The organism is Mongoliitalea lutea, from assembly GCF_014652135.1.
Lineage (GTDB): Bacteria > Bacteroidota > Bacteroidia > Cytophagales > Cyclobacteriaceae > Mongoliitalea > Mongoliitalea lutea.
The window spans coordinates 41,825-63,113 of the sequence record NZ_BMYF01000005.1 but is presented as its reverse complement, the minus strand read 5'-3'; the positions used below and the strand labels follow the sequence as shown (position 1 = coordinate 63,113).

At 34.7% G+C, this 21,289-nt stretch carries 17 protein-coding genes; all 17 read left to right on the top strand.

Annotated elements, in window-relative coordinates; genetic code table 11:
• The first annotated feature begins 241 nt into the window (after positions 1 to 241).
• A complete protein-coding gene (locus IE080_RS05325; RefSeq protein WP_189579424.1) occupies positions 242 to 748 on the top strand; it encodes an ArsR family transcriptional regulator in 507 nt (168 codons plus the stop codon).
• Positions 749 to 880: 132 nt separating this feature from the next.
• Positions 881 to 3,493: an SLBB domain-containing protein gene (locus IE080_RS05320; protein ID WP_189579423.1), complete on the top strand. Its 2,613-nt coding sequence runs from the start codon at positions 881 to 883 to the stop codon at positions 3,491 to 3,493.
• Positions 3,421 to 4,959 carry a lipopolysaccharide biosynthesis protein gene (locus tag IE080_RS05315; protein WP_189579422.1) on the top strand — a complete coding sequence of 513 codons (1,539 nt, stop codon included), beginning with the start codon at positions 3,421 to 3,423 and terminating at the stop codon, positions 4,957 to 4,959. The genes IE080_RS05320 and IE080_RS05315 overlap by 73 nt, the downstream gene beginning before the upstream one ends.
• The gene (locus tag IE080_RS05310) at positions 4,952 to 6,316 is read left to right on the top strand and encodes a Coenzyme F420 hydrogenase/dehydrogenase, beta subunit C-terminal domain (RefSeq protein WP_189579421.1); all 1,365 of its coding nucleotides are present in this window, start codon (positions 4,952 to 4,954) and stop codon (positions 6,314 to 6,316) included. The genes IE080_RS05315 and IE080_RS05310 overlap by 8 nt, the downstream gene beginning before the upstream one ends.
• Positions 6,317 to 6,320: 4 nt before the next feature.
• A complete protein-coding gene (locus IE080_RS05305; RefSeq protein ID WP_189579420.1) occupies positions 6,321 to 7,475 on the top strand; it encodes a polysaccharide pyruvyl transferase family protein in 1,155 nt (384 codons plus the stop codon).
• Positions 7,476 to 7,485: 10 nt separating this feature from the next.
• Positions 7,486 to 8,610 (top strand): glycosyltransferase family 4 protein, encoded by a 1,125-nt coding sequence (locus IE080_RS05300; protein WP_189579419.1) that lies wholly within the window; start codon positions 7,486 to 7,488, stop codon positions 8,608 to 8,610.
• A 47-nt stretch (positions 8,611 to 8,657) separates the two neighbouring features.
• Complete coding sequence (locus tag IE080_RS05295; protein WP_189579418.1) at positions 8,658 to 9,533, top strand: glycosyltransferase family 2 protein; 876 nt, start codon at positions 8,658 to 8,660, stop codon at positions 9,531 to 9,533.
• A complete protein-coding gene (locus IE080_RS05290; RefSeq protein ID WP_189579417.1) occupies positions 9,530 to 10,453 on the top strand; it encodes a glycosyltransferase family A protein in 924 nt (307 codons plus the stop codon). Before IE080_RS05295 ends, IE080_RS05290 begins: the two co-directional genes overlap by 4 nt.
• Before the next feature lie 53 nt (positions 10,454 to 10,506).
• Positions 10,507 to 11,547, top strand: coding sequence for a hypothetical protein (locus IE080_RS05285; protein ID WP_189579416.1), 1,041 nt, complete (start codon positions 10,507 to 10,509; stop codon positions 11,545 to 11,547).
• A 104-nt stretch (positions 11,548 to 11,651) separates the two neighbouring features.
• Positions 11,652 to 12,782 carry an O-antigen ligase family protein gene (locus IE080_RS05280; RefSeq protein WP_189579415.1) on the top strand — a complete coding sequence of 377 codons (1,131 nt, stop codon included), beginning with the start codon at positions 11,652 to 11,654 and terminating at the stop codon, positions 12,780 to 12,782.
• Position 12,783: 1 nt separating this feature from the next.
• Positions 12,784 to 13,662 (top strand): glycosyltransferase family 2 protein, encoded by an 879-nt coding sequence (locus IE080_RS05275; protein ID WP_189579414.1) that lies wholly within the window; start codon positions 12,784 to 12,786, stop codon positions 13,660 to 13,662.
• Positions 13,663 to 13,673: 11 nt separating this feature from the next.
• Entirely contained in the window at positions 13,674 to 15,227 is a 1,554-nt protein-coding gene (locus IE080_RS05270) for a right-handed parallel beta-helix repeat-containing protein (RefSeq protein ID WP_189579413.1), read from the top strand.
• Between the two features lie 4 nt (positions 15,228 to 15,231).
• Positions 15,232 to 16,896: a capsule assembly Wzi family protein gene (locus IE080_RS05265; RefSeq protein WP_189579412.1), complete on the top strand. Its 1,665-nt coding sequence runs from the start codon at positions 15,232 to 15,234 to the stop codon at positions 16,894 to 16,896.
• Positions 16,897 to 16,994: 98 nt separating this feature from the next.
• Complete coding sequence (locus tag IE080_RS05260) at positions 16,995 to 17,804, top strand: glycosyltransferase (protein ID WP_189579411.1); 810 nt, start codon at positions 16,995 to 16,997, stop codon at positions 17,802 to 17,804.
• A 10-nt stretch (positions 17,805 to 17,814) separates the two neighbouring features.
• A complete protein-coding gene (locus tag IE080_RS05255) occupies positions 17,815 to 19,212 on the top strand; it encodes a nucleotide sugar dehydrogenase (RefSeq protein WP_189579410.1) in 1,398 nt (465 codons plus the stop codon).
• Between the two features lie 131 nt (positions 19,213 to 19,343).
• The gene (rfbA, locus tag IE080_RS05250; RefSeq protein WP_189579409.1) at positions 19,344 to 20,219 is read left to right on the top strand and encodes a glucose-1-phosphate thymidylyltransferase RfbA; all 876 of its coding nucleotides are present in this window, start codon (positions 19,344 to 19,346) and stop codon (positions 20,217 to 20,219) included.
• Between the two features lie 346 nt (positions 20,220 to 20,565).
• Entirely contained in the window at positions 20,566 to 21,288 is a 723-nt protein-coding gene (locus tag IE080_RS05245) for a polysaccharide biosynthesis/export family protein (RefSeq protein WP_229800513.1), read from the top strand.
• The last annotated feature ends 1 nt before the right edge of the window (position 21,289 follow it).

The window sequence follows — 21,289 nt, the reverse complement described above, 5'->3', positions numbered from 1 at the left end:
ATTTTTTGGGGTAAATACATGCCCAAGTATCTTTATTCTAAATTAATTACCAATTTGTAATGGAAAGGGGCTATTCACTTTCGTTTGTATAGGGCTGCATCTCAATAAAATAAAAGTTTAAAAATCTTTTGGATATTTTTTTATTTGGAACGACCTATGCTCCATAGTTAAAAAATTAGGATTTTTTTTTTTAAAACCCAAAAGGGTGAGTACTTTTGTTGCTCAGTTTTGAATTACTTTTATGCTCGATTCTTTAATTACTTCAAAAACCAGATTAAAGTTATTGGTTAAATTTTTCGTTAATGAAAAAAATCAAAGTCATTTGAGAGGACTGGCCGAAGAGTTTGGGGAGTCTACTAATGCAATTAGGAAAGAGTTGATTCATTTAACGGATGCTGGTTTTTTAATTAAATCTCTTGACAAAAATAAAATTGAGTATCAAGCAAATAAAGAGCATCCTCTTTATCAAAATTTACAGGATATTATCCGCAAATATTTAGGATTAGATAAGGTATTGGAAGCTGTGCTAGAGAGAATGGGTGATGTACGTCATGTAGTTTTGATAGGTGATTATGCAAAGGGAGTTGATTCAGGTGTAATTGAATTGAATATAATTGGGGATGATCTTGATGAAATATTTGCTTCGCATTTACATCTCAAAATTGAAAAGTTAATTCGTCGGAAAGTTAAAATTAATTTGCTTTCAGAGGACAAGGATTGCCAAGGATTGGTGCTGTATAGCAGATAGCATCAATTCATTATATAATTAATAGTAGATAAGCACGTTTGTGACTGAAAGGGCGAAGCTGTTTATATATCTAATCAATTGTTTGTTATAAATTTACATTTATCTGAGTAAGGTATTAAGCAATATAAATATATGATACAAAGAGTGTTGTTGCTGTCTTTAGTTTTTATCTACACGGGATTGTATGCTCAAGGTCAATCTCTAAATGATATTCAAAATGTGAAAGTTGATAACTTATCCGACGCACAGGTAGAACAATTGGTAAAAAGAGCAGAATCTGCTGGTATGAATGAACAACAACTAGCTGCTTATGCTACGGATAGAGGTATGTCTATGTCCGAAGTAATCAAATTAAGAGATCGTATTAATCAGATTAGGAATGGGAAAAAAGATATTAATTCGACTAACGGGTTAAAAAGTACTTCCCCTTCCCCTTTAAATACGTTTGACATTGATCCAAGGCTTTTTGATTCTTTAAGAGTATCGGATCCTTATTATGATTTGACCCCTGTACAGAAAAGAATTTTTGGATATAAATTATTTCATAACCGTGATTTGACCTTTAGTCCAAGCATAAATCTTCCCACTCCTAAAAATTATATCATTGGTTCTGGGGATCAACTTTTAATTGATGTTTATGGGATTAATCAACAATCATATGACCTGACTGTCAACTCTGATGGAAAAATTTTAATTCCTAATATTGGACCGATTCAGGTAGGTGGAGCTAACATAGATGCAGCCACAGCTAGAATAAAATCTTCACTGTCAAGAATTTATTCAGCACTAAGCTCTGGTAACAGTTTCTTAGATGTTAGGGTAGGGAATATGCGCTCCATAAAAGTTTCAATGGTTGGCGAGCTAAATAAGCCGGGTACCTATACTTTGCCTTCATTTGCAAGTGTTTTTAATGCTTTATTTGCAGCTGGTGGACCTAATGAAAGTGGCTCTTTCAGGGCTATCCAAGTGTATAGAAATAATCAGCTTTTTGCTACTGTTGATATCTATGATTTTCTGGTAAAGGGTGAATCCTCTCAAAATGTAATTCTTTCTGATAATGACGTAGTAATTGTTCAGCCTATAGTTAGGAGGGTTGAATTGACGGGGCCTGTAAGGAGAGATGGATTTTTTGAGATGAAGGAAAGCGAGACTCTTTTGGATCTTATAAAATTCGCGGGTGGCTTTCAATCCACTGCCTATACGCAGCGGATGACAATAAAAAGGTCTTCTGGCCAAGAATATCAAGTTCAAGATATTGATCAATCTGATTTTGGAAAATTTAATTTAAGAGATGGGGATATTTTGGCTGTTGGAGAATTAATCAATAGATTTTCTAATAGAGTGAAAATCTCAGGTGCTGTTTTCCGCCCAGGAGAATATGCAATACCTGAAGAAGGTTTGACAGTCCTTGATTTGATTTCTAAAGCTGAGGGAATTACGGGTGATGCTTTTCGAAATAGAGCAGTTTTATATCGTACCAAAAGTGATTTAACACTTGAAGCTTTATCTATAGATCTTGAAGCAATTCTTGATAAAAGAATGGATGATATACCATTGAGAAGAGAGGATGTTTTAAATATTCCTAGCATATTTGATTTAAAAGAAGAATTTTACATTCGGATTTCGGGAGAAGTTAATGCACCTGGGACTTTTAATTATGCCGAAAAAATAACTTTGGAGGACTTGATAATTAAAGCTGGAGGACTTAAAGAGTCTGCTTCCGAAAGTTACATAGAAATTGCCCGGCGTGTAAAAAATGATTATTCAGGTAAAATTGCCGACGTAAAATTGGTAAGTATTGACAAAAGCTTGAAATTATCTCAAGAAAAAATTGAGTTAATGCCTTTTGATCATGTTTTTATTAGGAAAAGTCCAGGCTTTCAGCGTGAAAAACTGGTTGAGATTCAAGGTGAAGTACTTTTTCCTGGTGAATTTGCTTTGAGCAATGCTAATGAGCGAATTTCTGATGTAATCAAAAGAGCGGGTGGATTAAATCAATTTGCCTTCCCTAAAGGTGCCACACTAATCCGCAGAACAGAATACTTTAGAGCACCCACAGATACTGAAATTAAAGAGCGCAATCTCATAATTGTAAAAGAAAATTTGGAGAAAAATACTGGGTTCAATAATGAGGCTGAAGAGATAGTGGCTTCTAGAGTTGAAACTAGATTACAAGCCAAAGAGGATGCTCGTCTGAAGAAAGAAGAAAAAGAACGACAGAATCTAGCAGCAAAATTTAGAGCAGAACGAATTCAGGACATATCGGTGGGAGGGGATACTGAGCAAGTTTCCTTGGATTTTAACCAACAAGAATTAATTGGAATTAACCTGGTCGAAATCTTAAAGAATCCTGGTTCTCCATATGACCTTATTTTAGAAGAAGGTGATATTTTGAGGATACCTAAAGAATTACAAACAGTAAGAATGAGAGGAGAGGTGTTATTTCCTACAACGGCACGATATCAAAGTGGGAGAGGATTTCGTTCGTATATTACTCGTGCGGGGGGCTTCACTGAAGATGCCCGAAGGAAAAAATCGTATGTCGTTTATGCAAATGGCGATGTAAAAAGAACTAGGAATTTAGTATTTTTTAAAGTATATCCTATGATGGAGCCGGGTGCTGAAATAATTGTTCCTCGAAAACCAGAAAAACAACCTATGAGTCCTCAACAATGGGTTGCGATAGGCTCTGGGCTAGCTACTTTAGGTTTAGTGATCGTACAGATAATCAATTTGACAAATTAATCCGAACTCAAATAAATAATTTAAATAAAAAGATAGCATCAGGAGTTTTTTGGAATGCTATTCAGTTATCGGTTAATAGGAGTTTTAGTTTTGTAATTAAACTATTTCTTGCCAGGATACTTCTGCCCGAAGAATTTGGGCTAGTGGGTATGGCCATTGTGTTTACCTCCTTTATAGAAGTGCTCAATGACCTTGGAATGGGAGCAGCTATTATCCAACGAAAGCAAGAAAATCTTTCAGAGGAGCATTTTCAAACAGCTTTTTGGTCTGGAGTAGCTTGGTCTTTATTAATTTATCTAGTCATGGTTATTGCAGTGGCTCCCTTTGCTGTTAACTTTTACAAAGAGCCGATGCTAGGTCAGATTATTCCTGTCCTGTCCTTAGGGATCCTTTCTAGCCCAATCAACATGGTCCATAAAGCTCAGTTGACAAAGGCCCTAGATTTTAAAAAACTTACCTATGTTAATAATTTTTCTAATATTTTTTCTGGGGTGTTGTCTTTAGCACTCGCATTTTTAGGATTTGGTGTATGGTCTTTAGTGTTTAATTCTATCGCAAGCTTTCTAATAGCAATGCCCTTATACTTTAGGGCTACTGGGTGGAAGCCTAAGTTTATGTGGTCTGAGCAAGCTTTTAAGGATATCTTTGGATTCGGGATTTTTACAACAGGTACTAATTTATTCAATAACTTGATGAATAAGCTGGATTACCTGCTTATTGGAAAACTAATGACAGCTGCCGATTTAGGGGCTTACACCTTAGCGTTTGTTTTGACTGATACCTTCAGAAGTCAGGTGATGGGTGTCATGAACAAAGTTATGTTTCCTGTGTATAGTTCATTACAAGGGAATAGTAAAGAATTGAAAATGTATTATTCCCGTGTTGTAAAATATAATTGCTTGTTAGTTTTTCCCATTATGCTATTTTTTATAGCAGAAGGGGAAGCCATAATCACACTTTTTTTTGGACAAAAATGGAATGATGCCATACTTCCTCTGCAAATTCTTTCTGGTTCAGTTTTGTTTCATATGATGGTAAACAGTAATACAGTCGTTGTAAGAGGAATGGGAAAAGCTAAGTTAGAAATGCAATTGCAGATATATAAATCCATATTCTTGTACATTCCAGTTTTAGTAGGTATGATTTATTTTTATGGGATTATTGGTGCAGCACTTGCCTTCTTAATTATCAAGTTTGTCAGTGTTTTTATTGTATTGTTTTATTTAAATAAGCTCATTGGCTACACCTTTAATGACATGTTTTTATCAGTTAAACCGGTCTTGTTAGCATCATTTGTACCCTTCTTAACCATTATTGCAATCCATAAATTTTGGCCGTTAAATTTCTACATATCAGCCTTCCTGTTTTTTTCATCTTATATTTTATCTGTTTATTTCATTATGGGAAAAGAGATGAAAGAAGTGGTCAGGAAAATCAAAAAAAAACCATTACAAACTAATGTCTAATACGTTAAAAGATACTGTATTAAAAAATGACTTTTGCATCGGTTGTGGGGTCTGTAATTATGTTGATTCATCAATTTCTATCGAAATGGATGATTTTGGAATGCTCAAAGCTAAACCAACTTCAGATACCCACGAAAAAGAAAATGTTTTAATGAAAGTTTGTCCTTTTTCTAATCAGGCCAGAAATGAGGATGAAATAGCAGAAGATATTTTTAGTGGACTTATTGAGAAAAATGAATACATAGGGAAGTATTTAGAAAATTATGTAGGGTTTGTTGAAGAAGGAGATTACAGAATTAAAGGAAGTTCAGGAGGAAGTGGGAAGTGGATTATAAATCAACTTTTGGATAAAGGTATGGTTGATTATGCAGTTCAAATCGTTAGTTCCATGAATCCTGATGATCAATCTTTATTTTCCTACCAGATTTTTAAAAGAGGGGATGATGTGTTGAGTGGTTCCAAGTCTGCGTATTATCCCATTACAATGACAGATTCTCTTGATTTTATTAGAAATAATGAGGGTAACTATGTAGTAACAGCTATCCCTTGTTTCAGTAAAGCATTGAGAAATTTGGCTAAAGAGGATCTAATTATCAATGAGAGACTGAAATATATCATCGGAGTCGTATGTGGTCATCTTAAATCAACTGCATTTGCTGAGTTATTAGCATGGCAGGTTGGAGTAGCTCCTCATGAACTCAAGGAAATAGAGTTTAGAGGAAAGCTCGAAGGGAAAAAAGCGAATGATAAAGGTGTTTTTGCAAAGGATCTCAAAGGAAATACTAGTGAGATAAAGTCTTCAAAGGAACTCTATGGTGGGAACTGGGGATATGGTTTCTTTAAGTACAAGGCATGTGATTATTGTGATGATGTTCTAGCGGAGACAGCAGATGTGTCTATCGGGGATGCTTGGCTTCCTGAGTACATGAATGACCATTTGGGAAACAATATAGTAGTGGTTAGGAATCCTGAGATTCATTCTGTTATTCAAGATGGTATGTCTTCTGGTAGGCTAAGTTTTGAAATTGTTAAGCCCGGAGCAATTGTGAAGTCCCAACTAGGTGGTATAAGGCATAGAAGGGAAGGTTTGGCCTATCGCTTGTTTTTGAGGAGAAAGGAGTGGCTTCCATCCAAAAGAGTTAAAGCATCTTCTAAAGGTTTGAATGCACGTAGAAAATGGGTGTATAAAGTGAGGGAGGAAGTTAGAGATGCCTCTCATAAGTTTTTCAAAATGTCAAAAGAACAAAATGATTTGAACCTGTTTATTTCAAGCCTTGACCCTTTGATTCATAAACTCAATACTCCCCCATTCTTTGTAAAAATAGTGGCTAGATTAAACAAAATTTTTAAATTCTAATCAAATGATCATAGAACTTAGAGGTGTTGAATTTGTAAATAAAGGAGCTGAATTAATGTTTCATGCCATTGTTGATCAATTCAACAAAAGAAATATTCATGTTACTTTTGTCATGGAAGTAACCGATCGCTCTCCCTTTAGCAAGATTCGTTCAGAGGGAGTCTATGCGAAAAGTAATATTCAGCGTAAAGGGATACAATGGAATCCAGTTTTAAGCATGCTTCCAATTAGCCTCAGAAGGAAGTTGGGGTTTGTTGCGGATCATGAAATTCAAGTGGTGATGGATGCGTCAGGATTTGCCTTTGGAGACAAATGGGGTGCAGCTAAGGCTGGAAAAAGAGCAGCAAATTTTATCAAGAAATGGAAGAAAGACGGGAAACAGGTTATTTTGTTACCGCAAGCTTTTGGACCCTTTTCTAAACTGGATTTATCTGCAAAAATGAAGACTATTCTTGAGAATGCTGATCTTGTGTGTGCAAGGGATGCTGTTTCAGAAAGCTATTTGAAAGAATTAAAGGTCAAAAATGCTCCGATTTTTCTATTCCCAGACTTCACTAATATGGTCAAGGGCACTTTTCCATCTTCTATAAAGAAGGATATTCTTGAACTTGTCATCATCCCGAACCAAAAAATGATGGAAACCGGTAATCAGGAAGATAATACTTGGTATCCTATTTTTCTACAAAAGGTAATTGAGATTGCACAACAAAAAGGAATAATGCCTGTATTCCTTATCCATGAATCAAAGATGGACGCTGCAATTGCAAAATTAGTAAATGATAGTCTTTTAAAGCCAATACCTGTTATTCACGAAGAAAATGCATTGCATGTTAAAGGCATTATCGGTGAGTCAAAAGCAGTAATTACTTCTCGATTTCATGGTTTGGTCAGTGCTTTATCCCAAGGGGTGCCTTGCTTAGCTACAGGCTGGTCTCATAAATATGAGATGTTGTTTAAAGATTATGAATATGAAGAAGGTCTTTGCTTATTGCATCAAAGTGATGATTACTATCAGGAAAAACTCACTTCTATACTAGATCCTGAAAAAGCTGAAAGTGTACGAAAAAAATTGGTTGCTCGCAGTACGGAGGAGAAAAAGCGTACCGAAGGTATGTGGAACATGGTTTTTGGATTGCTATCTCATATCCAAAAAAAATAACTACCCATAAATGAATATAGTTAAAATAGTGTATGGTCAGGATAGAGGAGGGATTTATAGCTGTGAAACTCAATACTTGCAATTTCTCAAAGAAAAAGGCGTTCATATAACCTTAGTAATTGTAGGAAAAGGTGATAGTGTTGAGACATATAAAAGTCTAGCCGACCAAACCATACAATTAGAAAATGTTGGAGTACGGTTTGAAGGGGGACTCATTAAACGTTTTCAATTGCTCTACAATGCGTATGCTTTTGGCAGGCGAAATGTTAATGAAGTTTTTAATGTAATCAATGCAGCAGAGGTAGATGCGGTAATTTATAGAAGGGAAGCTTACATGTTTTTAGGAAGCTTTATAGCTAAAAAACTGAAAACTTCTTGTTATTGGCATATGGCTAATTCAATCAATAATTCATCTAGTAGGTTATTACACAAGGTTTTGTCTAGAGTATTGGAGATTACGCCTATTGCAAATAGTATTTACACAAGTCAGACTTTCGGTAAAGGATGTGAACTAGTTGTTTATCCTGGTTTTAATGATGAAAGATTAATTCAAAATTCTTCTAATGACCAACTAGCCTTGGGGATAGACCCCACAAAACCAATTTATGGTATGATTGCCCGGGTATGCAATGAAAAAGCTCAAGATTTATTAGTTGAGGGTTTTGTACATTCCCAAGCAGCTGAGGAAGGCGCATATTTGCTTTTGGCAGGGAATTATTCTGATAAAGGCTTTTTTGAAAAAATTAGGCAAAAGGCAGGTAAACTTTGGGGATCCCAGGTCATTTATTTGGGATTATTAGAAGAGGTGGCTAGCTTTTATAATACAATAGATGTGGCTATTAATTCAAGAAGAAACGCAGAACCATTCGGGATTTCTATTGCGGAGGCATTATTTATGAAAAAACCTGTTATTTCTTACTACAAAGGAGGGCCTGAGGAAATGATTCAGCATGGTGAAAATGGTTGGTTAGTATATGAAATAAGCTCTGAAGCTTATGAAATGGCTTTTAATCAATCCTTCAATGATAAAAATAAATGGACTGAGATGGGCATACGCTCATTTGAAAAATCTCATAAGTTTAATTCGAAAGTGAACGTAGAAAAACTTCTGAAAATTATTTCCAAGCAGTATTGATGATTCATAATAACCTGTTAATTTTTTAATTTGACTTATTATTGTTTATGAGATTTTCGGTGATTATTCCGACGTATTTAGATTGGGACAGGCTTTCGAATTGCTTGGAAGCACTCAATAAACAACAATTTCCAAAAGAAGATTTTGAAGTGATTGTAATCAATAATCATTTGGAACATGAAGAGGGAAAACTACTAACAGGTTCAAATATAAAAATTTTGCATGAGCCTAAACCGGGTTCGTATGCTGCGAGGAACTTAGGGATTCAAAGTGCGAAAGGTGAGATTCTGGCATTTACAGACTCTGACTGTGTTCCCGACACCTTTTGGTTATCAAGAGCAGATGCATTTTTCAAAGAAAACCCTCATTTGCAACGAGGAGCAGGTAAAATTGAATTGCTTTATTCTAATTTGGATAATAATCCCGTTGAACTATACGAGTCAGTATACGCATTTAATCAACAAGAAAATGCGAAAAAAGGATTGTCTGTCACGGCTAATTTTTTTGCTTTCAGAAAATTATTTACTGAAATAGGTTACTTTGATGATTCCCTATTTTCCGGAGGGGATTATCAATGGAACAGGCTCGCTACCTCTTCAAATATGCCAATGGGTTATATAGCCGATGCCAAAGTTTTTCATCCAGCTAGGTGTTCTTTTGAGCAGTTGCAGAAAAAGGCCGTCAGAGTGGCAGCTGGAGAGTTTGGCGAAAATTTGAAAAAGATTTCAAAGGTGAGTTCTTGCATATTATTGTTAAAGGATTGTCGTCCTCCGTTGTTTGAAATAAAAAAAATCAGCAAAGAGAAGCATCTCTCATTTTTGCAAAAAACTAAAGTTTGGTGTGTGAGATATTGGTTTAGGGTAACCAAAGCCAAAGAGCAGTTTAAGTTGAGAACTACGAATAAATCCCCTGAGAATATATGAATAAGGCCGAGCTGTCTTTTGCCGTGGTGATTCCTGCTCATAATTCTAAGGAATGGATAACCTTCGCTTTGAATTCTGTAAAATCCCAAACGTATCAACCTCAAGAAGTTTGGGTTTTTAATGATCGATCAGATGAAGTGTTGCAATTAGAGCATTTACAACTAGATGGATTACAATGCTATTCGGTTGATTTTGGGAATGCAGCGGCCACTAGGAATGAAATACTAGGGAAGAGTTCCTGTGATTATCTGGCATTTCTTGATGCCGACGATATTTGGTACAATAATCATCTAGAAAGAGCAGCTCTCCTATTATCTCAATACCCGGAGGCCGTAGGTTACCTAAATTACTTTGACCATCTTGGGCTAGATGGCCACATTATTGAAAGGAAATGTCCTTGGGATATACCAACAAAGGGTATGCAGATGACCGATTTGATGTATCTTGAATTTTACAAAAAGTACAAGTATTTCACAGGTATGTCAGCCTGTATTATTAGAAAAGACCGATTTGAAGAAGTTAAAGGATTTGATCCGACTTTTAAAAAAAGGCATGATATAGAATTGTGGTGGAGGGTCATTGCAAGTAAGACATGTATTGTAGATCCCACAAAAACATCCGCTTATAGGAAAAATGTGCCTGGCTCGGTTTCAAGTAATGCGCACTTAACGGAGTTTTACAAACTCAAAGGATTACTTAAAAATCAGGACTTATTTAAAAACAACAGGGATTTTCAACGTATTCTTTCTGAGGTCAGTCGGTCAGCCTGTCATCAATCTATTTTGAATGGAGATAAAGAATTTATTCAATCCGTTGCAGCATTAGGTTATGATTATTTGAATCCAAAGCATAAATTATTGTTTCAAACTATAGGAAGTTATCCCAAAGCGTATAAATTTATTTATTCAATGATTAATTAATGAAACCATCTGTGAGGAACTCTAAAGGATACTATTTATTGAATCTAATTTCTTTGTATAAAAAAGTGATTTTATACTCATTCGTAGGAGCATCGGTATTAGGGCTTGTTCTTTATTTCGGAACTCCGGATGAATTTAAAGTTGATGTAAAATTACTTCCTGAGTCTACTAATCAAGATTCCAATAATATGCTAAGGCAACTAGGAGGAGGTGCAGGAGCTTTGATGGGAGGAGGATTAGCAAGGCCTCAAAGTGAGCTGATTGATCCGATCCTATACAATGAAATCTTAGCATCTACACCTTTTTTGTTTAAACTGTTGGAAAGCTCTTATAATCATACTGAACTAGGAGAATTGACTCTACGGGAATATTATTTAAACCATAAAAGAGATGATATTTTTTCGATTCTTAAAGCTTACACGGTACAGCTTCCCAGTTTATTTTCTAAAAAAAACCACGGAATGACGGATCAGCAATTAAGAGAAATATTTGAAGAAAAGGGCATTTTGCAGGCTTCTGATGCGAAGGCTCTCGGGGATTTAAAAGGGAAATTTTCAATTTCATATAAGCCTAATCTTGGACTAGTTAGTTTTTCTGTAAGTTTTTATGATAAACAGTTGACTAAACAATTAGCAGAAAATGCAACACAGTCTATCATTACATATCTGATAGATTATAAAGCTGGCAAAGCAAACCAAAACCTTGGGTTTGTTCAAAAAAGACATGATGAGGCAAGAGCTAATTTTTTTAAGACCCAAGAAGCATTGGCTATGTTCAGAGATGCTAATTTAAACGTTCAATCTTCTGTTTATAAAATAAGAGAGGACCGTCTTGTTGCTGAGTTTAATCAAGCGAGCACTCTCTATAATACGCTTATTCAACAATTGGAACTAGCAAAGGTGAAAGTTCAAGAAGAAACACCTATATTTTCTGTGATTGAACCACCGATTATGCCTCGGTCAAAGTATAAACCAAATGGCTTATTGATATGTGGAGCTGTTATTTTTTTAAGCATTATTTTATCCTTTTCTATTATTTACTTTAAGGAGGTAGTTTTTGGAGATTCTTCGCTTGATAGCTCTCCGGCATTGTGATTAAACTGAACGATACATAGTTTTGAGGAAGTTTAGTAAGGAGGAGTTTTTGAAGTATAGATTGGAGTTTTTTCTTCAATTCATGGAACTATAAATTAAATTAGTTGAACGTTCTGGGAGATTTACAAGAGAGATACAAAGCCAATAATTGGTTTACGGTTGTAATTTTTTCAACGCTATCTTTGCCAAGTATTAAGTTAGTGTATTCATCAGCTATGCTTAATGCAGGTTTGATGGTTATTTATAGTTTTTATTTATTACACTTTTATATAACCGATCCCGTAAAGTTGGAAAATAGACAACGCATCTTTTTGGGGTTATTCTTATTGTTGATTACACTTGTTTTTCTAGGATATTTTATTTTCCCATATAGTTACTTTTCGATAGATAAAATTGTTAAGTATGTGTTTATTTTTATTGCTGGATTAACTGTTGCCACTTTTGTAGAGAAAGTAAATATTCGTTTACTTATCAATTTAATGATTATTTGGGGGCTGGTTTTATGTGTTTGGAAACTCACAATTGGGATTCGTTTAAACTTTGATAAAGGTCAGACATATCTTACATATGGAATGCCTATTGGTTGTTCTTTATTATTACTATTGTTGCGTGTTTTTCAAAAATTATCATGGCAACAAATTACCGTGCTAATTGTGTTGATTGGTTTAAATGTGTTTGTAATTCTTACCTCGAGAGGTCGATCTTCCATTATTTTTCCATTCCTCTCATTTGGTATAATTCTTTTTGCAACATTTTTCACCAAGAAAAACAAGGCGGTAGCTACTAAAATATTGGTTACTGGAGGTGTCATTGGCCTTGTCGCTGGATCATATGTACTGGCTAATTTGGAAATGTTTAAATCTTTGGCGAGAGTTATTGCATTAGTTGAATCTGGGGGTGAAGACAGTAGATTGGATTTATGGATTCCTGCTGTGCAGGCTATTAGTCAGAATCCGTTTGGTTATGGGACAGATGCGCATGAGTATGTACTTATTCACTATCCTCATAATATCTTTTTGGAAATAACGCTTGCCTATGGCATCATTGGACTTTTGTTGTTTTTGGGAGTATTAGGACTTACTTTTCAGCAGTTCAGGCGAAATATTAAAAGAGACATCTATTATTTAAGTGTTTCATCTTTAGGGCTTTATTTTCTTTTGAGCTGGAATACATCACATGATTTTGCTACTGCTACAATACCGTTTGTTGCGTTTGCATTATCCTTAAAATCTTGAAATGAAATTAACTTGTGCGGTAATTATTCCAACCTATAATAGACCATCCGATTTGATTCGGGCTATAGACTCTGTCTACAGTCAAAGTAGAGTTGCCGACGAGGTATGGGTTGTTAATGATGGAGAAAAGCATAATGGTTTTGATCATTTGATTAAGAAATATCCAACGATAAAAATCATTCATAATCCATTCAGTCGAGGCGCAAATTTTTCAAGGAATTTGGGTGCTAAATTGGCGGCAACTGATGTGTTGATGTTTTTGGATGATGATGACTGGTGGGCTAGTTCCAAAATTGATGCTCAAATGAGTCTTTTTGAAAAAGATCCGTTCCTAGGGTTGATTTATTCAGGTAAAAACGTCGTCTATGACAGTATTCCAAAAAAAGTTCAATACAAAATTCATTGCCAAGATTATTTTAATCCTTATAAGGAAATTTTAATGGAAAACTTTATTGGAACTACATCTTCGGTAGCGATCAAAAAAGAAGTTTTTGAGCAGGCAGGCTGCTTTGATGAGTCTCTTCCAGCGATGCAAGACTATGATCTTTGGATAAGAATTTGTAAAATTTCAAAAGTGAGATATGATCAAGGGTTCCACGTTTTTTATACTGTAAATAAAGGGACTAGTAAAGGTCAAATCAGCAAATCAGGCGTTAACCAAATCAAAGCATCAGATATTATCTTTGATAAATATTTGGAAGATTTTAAAAGGTTTGAAATTAATCTTTCAAAGAGGAAGGGTAAGTTTTATTTTAAAATTGCAAAAGCAATTAGAAATACTAGTTTTAGAAAAGCTTTACCATGGATATTGAAATCATTTTTTTTAGCACCTAGCTTGAAGACCCTATATTTGATGATTTCAACTGAAAAACCTTTTTAATTTACTCAATTATGGATAGAAGGAAGTTTTTGAAAGTTGCAACTATAGCTGGAGTAAGTTCTTTCTTTGATTTCAGCCCAGTTTTAGCTGATTCCTCATTTGATTATCCAAGGCCGGAGTTGATTCTAGAAAAAGTCAAACAAGTACCGAACTTCGCTGAATTAAAAAAAGTTGCAGAAGATCATTATGCTGTAGTGTTTGAAAAAAGTGCTACTGACGGATTGTATAAAATTCAAAATGGTCTCCCAATTAGGATAATCAATACTTCTATAAATTTGGATTGGATTGATGAGCATGCTAAAACTGAGACAATTCAAAGAATTATTGAATTGAACAGACAAGAAAAACTTCAGTATGCTATTTATTTGGGAAATGGTACAATCTCTTTATCCGAGACATTGTACTGCGACAACCAAATTTTTTGGGGAGACTGTAAAGTTATTCCGGATGTGAATAACCAAAATTTTGTGTTGAAAATAATTGGAAATCATAATGTGTTAATGGATTTAGAATTTTTTGAAGAGACTTATACTAGGACACTTTTAGAAGTAAAGGGGAGTGATAATTTGGTTGAAAATTGCCATTTTAGAAAAGAAAGGAAAAGCACGGCGAATAGAGTAATTTATTCAGATAGGTTTTTATGGCTATCTGATCCGAAAGGGAGAAGAAATAAAATAACTTCTTGCACTTTCAATAATGGAAGAATTGGGACCTATCTAGAGGGTAATTATACAGTCACAAATTGTGAGGTGTCTAATTGCATCACTGGGCTTTTGTTACGACCAAGTTCAAATGGCTCGGAAATTTCTTATAATCGGATCTTTGATAATAATGTAAACAACCATTCAGGGGCTGATGGAATTTTAGCTCAAAGAAATGTAACAAATTTACATATTCATCACAATAGTATATTCAACTCAGGAGAACATGGGATTTATTTTCAAGGAGATAACAGTTTGATTGAAAAAAATACTGTAAATTTCAATCATAAGTCTGGGATAAAATTGGCTAGTTACTCAAATAATTTATTTCTTCATTCCTCTAAAGCTATTGAAAATTATTTAGGAAATAACATTATCGTTAAAGATAATAACTGTGATAATAATTGTAAGCACACTAAAGATCAAACCAATGCAGGTATTTATTTACAGGCTCCTCTCATTAATATCCATGTGATTAATAATTCTTGTTCATTCAATACATATGGTATAAGATCTACCTCTCTAGGAAGATTAAAAACTGAAGAGTTCTCTACAAAAGCAATCCTTAAAGACTTAATTATAGAAAAGAATGAAGCTTTTAATACATCAAAAGCTTCCTTGTATATTGAAGGAGAAACAGGGGTGAAGATTATCAGCAATAGGGTTGCTTCTTTGTTGACTAATGCCAAATCGAGTTCTCACAGAATACAGGGAGTAGTTATAAGAGATAATTTTATTCAGGATCGTTTGACATTGAACAGGGCAAATGAAGCTAAAATTAAAAATAACCAAATGGGGAATTTGGTTATTATATCTAATAGCAGAGGTGGGAATCATACCATTCGAAATAATAATCAAAAATAAATTAATGAGAAGCATTTTGATTGCATTGCTGTTATTTTGTTGTGGGAACATGGTAATGTCACAGACAGTTCTTCCTGCTGGGTTTCCATTATTGGAGGAATTAGAGCGTAGAAAACAACTCCAAGGTTTTGTGGATAGATCTCATTCGTTTAGTATTAGACCTATCCATTTGAATGAAACCTCTCCTGACACAAGTAGTGTACCCTTAACAAATAAAACGGAAATTCATTATTTACCCTTGTTGAATAGCACAAGGTATACTACTGGCAGGCCGTATGGTTGGGGGAGTTTTATGATGACTCCAAGTGTTGGGTTTCAAAACTATGTTTCCGGTGGAGTAGAAGGTGGAAATAAATGGTTTAGATTTAGATTTCAACCTGAAGTACTTCTTTCCGAGAATAGATCATTCAATGGATTTCCAGATTATTTTCCTTCCAGTGTAAATCAAGCGAGATTCAGATATTGGAATACAGGTGACTTTCCCGAACTTTTTGCTGATAGTTGGAATATAACTCCTTGGTGGGGGCAGTCTAAAATTGCATTAGGCTATGGTGCGTTTGAGTTGGGTTTAGGTACAGAAAATATTTGGTGGGGCCCTGGGCAATGGAATGCATTAATTTTTAGTAATAATGCTCAAGGGTTTCCTCATGTTTCATTTAATACAAGGAAGCCGGCTAAAACTTTTTTAGGAAATTTTGAAGGTCAATTAATCGTTGGAAGACTTGAGAATAGTATGAGGCCTGCAACTCAACATCCCTCGCTCAATTCAAGTCTAGGCAGGGGTTTCACGGGAGATTGGAGATATCTAAATGCGGTGAATATTACATTTAATCCGTTTTTTGCGAAGTCATTGTTTGTAGGTATAAATCGATCCCAGCAACAGTATTCATCTGATATGGGTAATTCTTTTGTTGATTTTTTACCAGTCTTGGAACCCTTTCAAAAAATTGTTTATGGTTTTGAAAGAGATGAGGAAGGTAGAGATCAACAAACTTCAGTTTTTGCCAGGTTTGTTAGTGTTCCAGCAAAAACGGAATTATATGTTGAATACGGTAGAAGAGACCATGCACTTAATTGGAGAGAGTTTATATTAAACCCAGAACATGCCCGAGCCTATCTACTGGGATTTACTAAGTTGGTTTCATTGGAAAGCTCTCCTTTTGATTTGCAAATAAGAGCTGAAATGGTTCATCAGCAAGAATCTGTTAATCGGTTTGTTAGGTATCCAGGTCTTGGTGGGAATATAACTTGGCACACTCATTGGCGAGCTAGAGGATTTGTTCAAAATGGACAGCCTTTGGGAGTAGGAGTAGGGGTTGGTTCAAATGCACAAACAGTAGAAATTGCATTAGTCGATGGAATTCAGAAAAGAGGTATTTTGTTAGAAAGATTGGAAAACCATCAGGACTTTTTCTACCGGGCATTTGGGCAGGATTCTAGGATGCGACCATGGGTAGATTTAAGTATTGGCTTTATTTTTGCTAATAGATGGAATGAAAGATTGGTAACGAATTCCAAGCTACAATTTATTAGTACTAATAATTATCAATGGAATCAAAATCAATTATCAACTGTAGCGGAGTTTTCACAAGCAGACATCAAAGTAAACGCGCTATTTCAAATTGATTTCGTATATCAAATTAACACAAAAAAGAATATAATCAAATAAAAAAGTACTAACTTGTATCGTTTTATTAATTAGATACGTTTAGTAAAATAACAAACCAACCAAGCTTTAACTTAACAAGTTAAAAGCTATATTTTATTATGTGTAAATTTTCTGTTCTAATGTCTTTTTATGGGAAAGATAATCCCGAATATCTCCACGAAGCCTTTAAAAGTCTTGAGGTTCAAACTTTGAAACCTACTGAAATTGTACTAATTCAAGATGGGAAAATAAATTCAGAGCTTCAACGTACAGTGCTTACATGGGAAAAAAGACTTCCAATTAAGTTAATTGTAAATGAAAAGAATCTTGGCTTAGGGCTTTCTTTGAAGAAAGGCCTTGAGGCATGCTCCGAATCAATTGTTGCGAGAATGGATTCAGATGATATTTGTCATCCTAAAAGATTTGAAGTTCAGTATCAATTTTTAAAAGAAAACCCGGATATTTCAGCTGTAGGCTCTTGGATTGCTGAATTTTCATTAAATAAGGATAAGATAAATACCTATAGAAAACTACCAGTAGATTCAGAAGAATTATTTGATTTTGCAAAAAAAAGATGTCCATTGAATCATCCGACAGTAATGTATAGAAAAGAAGATATTATCTTTGTTGGTAGTTACGATAATTTCAGATTTCAACAAGATTATCATCTGTGGGGTAGGCTACTAAACTCTGGTTATAAAATTTATAATATTCCGAAAGTTTTATTGTTCATGAGGGCCGATAATAAACTCTTCAGTCGAAGAGGCGGACTAGAATATTTCAAAAGTGAAATTGCTGTTCAGAAGTATTTTCTTAAAATAGGGTTTATTAATAAGTTCGAATTTGTTAGAAATTATTTTATAAGGGGAACTGTACGTGTTGTTCCTAATTTTGTAAGAAAAGCAGTTTATCAAAATTTACTACGATAATCATTTTAATATGAAAATTACAAAAATTTGTTGCATTGGTGCTGGCTATGTAGGTGGGCCTACGATGGCGGTAATTGCGCAAAAGTGTCCTGAAATCAAAGTGACAGTTGTGGACATTAATCAAGCCCGAATAGATGCTTGGAATGGAGAAGACTTGGATAAGTTACCAGTTTATGAACCTGGGCTGGATAAGGTAGTTAGTGAGGCGCGTGGTAGAAATTTGTTTTTTTCTACAGATGTAAACAAAGCCATTGAAGAGGCAGAAATGGTATTTATCTCAGTAAATACACCTACAAAAACTTACGGAGAAGGAAAAGGGCAAGCTGCGGATTTAAAATGGGTTGAATTATGTGCTCGTCAGATCGCTGCTGCTTCGACTACAGATAAAATTGTTGTTGAAAAATCCACCCTTCCAGTTAGAACTGCGCAGGCGGTAAAAGATATTTTAGATAATACGGGTAATGGACTAAAGTTTCAAATTCTATCCAATCCTGAGTTTTTAGCTGAGGGGACTGCAATAGAAGATTTGTTATTTGCGGATAGAGTGTTGATTGGTGGAGATTCTAGCCCGGAGGGTCAAGAAGCCATTCAGGCTTTAGTTGATATTTATTCGCATTGGATTCCAAGAGAGAAAATTTTAACGACCAATGTTTGGTCATCTGAGCTATCTAAGCTGACTGCTAATGCATTTTTAGCGCAACGTGTATCTTCTATCAATGCAATTTCTGAGCTTTGTGAAGTTACTGGCGCTGATGTTAATGAAGTGGCACGTGCAATAGGTGCAGATTCAAGAATTGGTTCAAAATTTCTTAAAGCTTCGGTAGGATTTGGAGGTTCTTGTTTCCAAAAAGATATTTTAAATATGGTTTATATCTCAAGAAGCTATGGCTTACATGCCGTGGCGGATTATTGGGAGCAGGTCATTATTATGAATGATCATCAAAAAGCCAGATTTGCAAAGAACATCATCAAAGCTCTTTATAATACAGTATCAGGTAAAAAAATTACGTTTTTTGGTTGGGCTTTTAAAAAAGACACCAATGATACACGAGAGTCAGCAGCAATTTATGTAGCAGATTATCTGATAAGTGAACAAGCACAAATTTGTGTATATGACCCGAAGGTTAGTGCAGAGAAAATTTATGCTGATTTAGATTATTTAAATACTCGTTCTTCGGAAGAAAACAGGAAATATGTGACTGTATTGTCTGATCCTTATGAAGCAGTAGATTCTGCTCATGCAGTAGCAGTATTGACTGAATGGGATGAGTTTTTAGAATATGATTGGGATAAAATATTCCAAAGTATGCTTCAACCAGCTCAAATATTTGATGGGAGGAATATTCTTCCGCATAAAGATTTGTCCAAAATTGGATTCAGAGTTAAGGCTATTGGAAAGTCATTTTAATTAATGGTTCGCTCAAAGGTTGTCAATAAGGGGATTTTTGAGCGAGCTTTTTAGTATCTAAAACGGATGTTCCGTGTGGATTTTTTAGGTAAATTTAAATGTTTATTTTAATGTAAATTAACTTGTAACCAATGAAAGGAATAATCTTAGCAGGAGGTTCTGGAACGAGGCTTTATCCCATAACAAAAGGTACTTCCAAGCAGCTATTAGCTATTTATGACAAGCCAATGATTTATTATCCATTGTCTGTGTTAATGCTTGCAGGTATACGGGAGATATTAATCATAAGTACACCTCATGATCTACCTAATTTTATTAAGTTATTTGAAGACGGTTCACATCTAGGTTTATCTATTTCGTATGCAGAGCAACCTAGTCCTGATGGCTTAGCGCAAGCCTTTATTATTGGTGAGGAGTTTATTGGTAGTGATAGTGTTTGTTTGGTTTTAGGAGATAATATTTTTTATGGGCAAGGTCTGACCGAATTATTAAGAAGAGCCGTACATAATGTTGATAACTCAGATTTAGCAACAATTTTTGGCTATTATGTAAAAGATCCCGAAAGGTACGGTGTTGTCGCTTTTGATGATGAAGGAAATGCAACTGACATAGAGGAAAAACCCATTAATCCAAAGAGTAATTATGCAGTGGTAGGTTTATATTTCTATCCAAATTCTGTTGTAGAAATTGCCAAAAGAATTAAACCAAGTAAAAGAGGTGAATTAGAAATTACTACTGTAAATCAAGAATATTTAAATCAAAATAATCTTAAAGTTGAATTAATGCGTCGTGGTTATGCTTGGCTTGATACGGGGACGCATGAATCAATGATTGATGCATCCAACTTCATTCATGCTATTGAAAAAAGGCAAGGTCTCAAAGTAGCTTGTCTAGAAGAAATTGCATATGATCTGGGATATATTGATAAAAAGGATTTAGAAAAGCTAGCAATGGATTTGGCTAAAAATGAATATGGACAATACTTAATTTCTAAAATAAAAAACTAAACATAGTAAATTTAACTCTACAACCTTTATTTTTAGGTTTGTTCAAAAATTAGAACTGTAATTTTTTATTTGCTAAATGGCTTGATATTAGTAATTTCGGGCCAGCTTAATTTAATCGTTTTGTTTCTCAAAATGAAATTATGTAACGCTCCGTAAGCCTTGTTTTCAAAAGTTATTTCGCCCTTAAATAAGACTCTAAGTTTAATTTTACATCAATTATTCTATTTATAATGAGTATACTATGAAGCCCTTTATTAAACTATTACACCCGATTTACATTTACTTTTTTTGCATTTTAATCTTTAGTTCTTGCGTTTCCAATAAGAAGATAATCTATTTTCAGGATTTGGAACTTGAATCATCACTAATTGAATCATCTGAACTTTTCCCATATAGTTTAACTGAGTATAGGCTTCAGGCGAATGATATAGTTGATATTCAGCTAAAGACTACCTCAATTGAATTAAATCTGCTACTTGATGCAGTTATTGGTGATGTCAATGCCGCTGGCATGATGGGAGGCCCTAATGGAGCAGATATTTTCTTCATTAATGGATATTCATTAGATGATGATGGTTATGTAGAATTACCTTTGTTGGGGCCGATCAATCTTTTAGGAAAGACATTGAGGGAATCTAAAGAAATTGTTGAAAAGGAGCTTAGATACTACGTACAGGAAAACGAATATTTTGTTCGTGTTAGGTTGGGGGGTATTAGATTTTCTGCCTTAGGAGAATTTAACATGCCTGGCAAACAGGTGATTCTTCAGAACCGTGCTACAATTTTTGAAGCTATCGCAGTGGCTGGAGATTTATCAATACTTGCCAAAAGAGATGAAATTATTTTATTAAGGCAATATCCTGATGGTTCTCGACTACACAAATTGAATTTAAATGATAAGACTATTCTGAACTCAGAGTTTTATTTTATTAAACCAAATGATGTGTTGTATGCGGAACCTCTGAAGGTCAGAGAAATTGGAGCTGGTGCTAACTTATTGCAAACTTTGACCTTTGTTACATCAATTATCACAACAACAGCTTTGATATTTACGCTTATTTCTAGGTAAT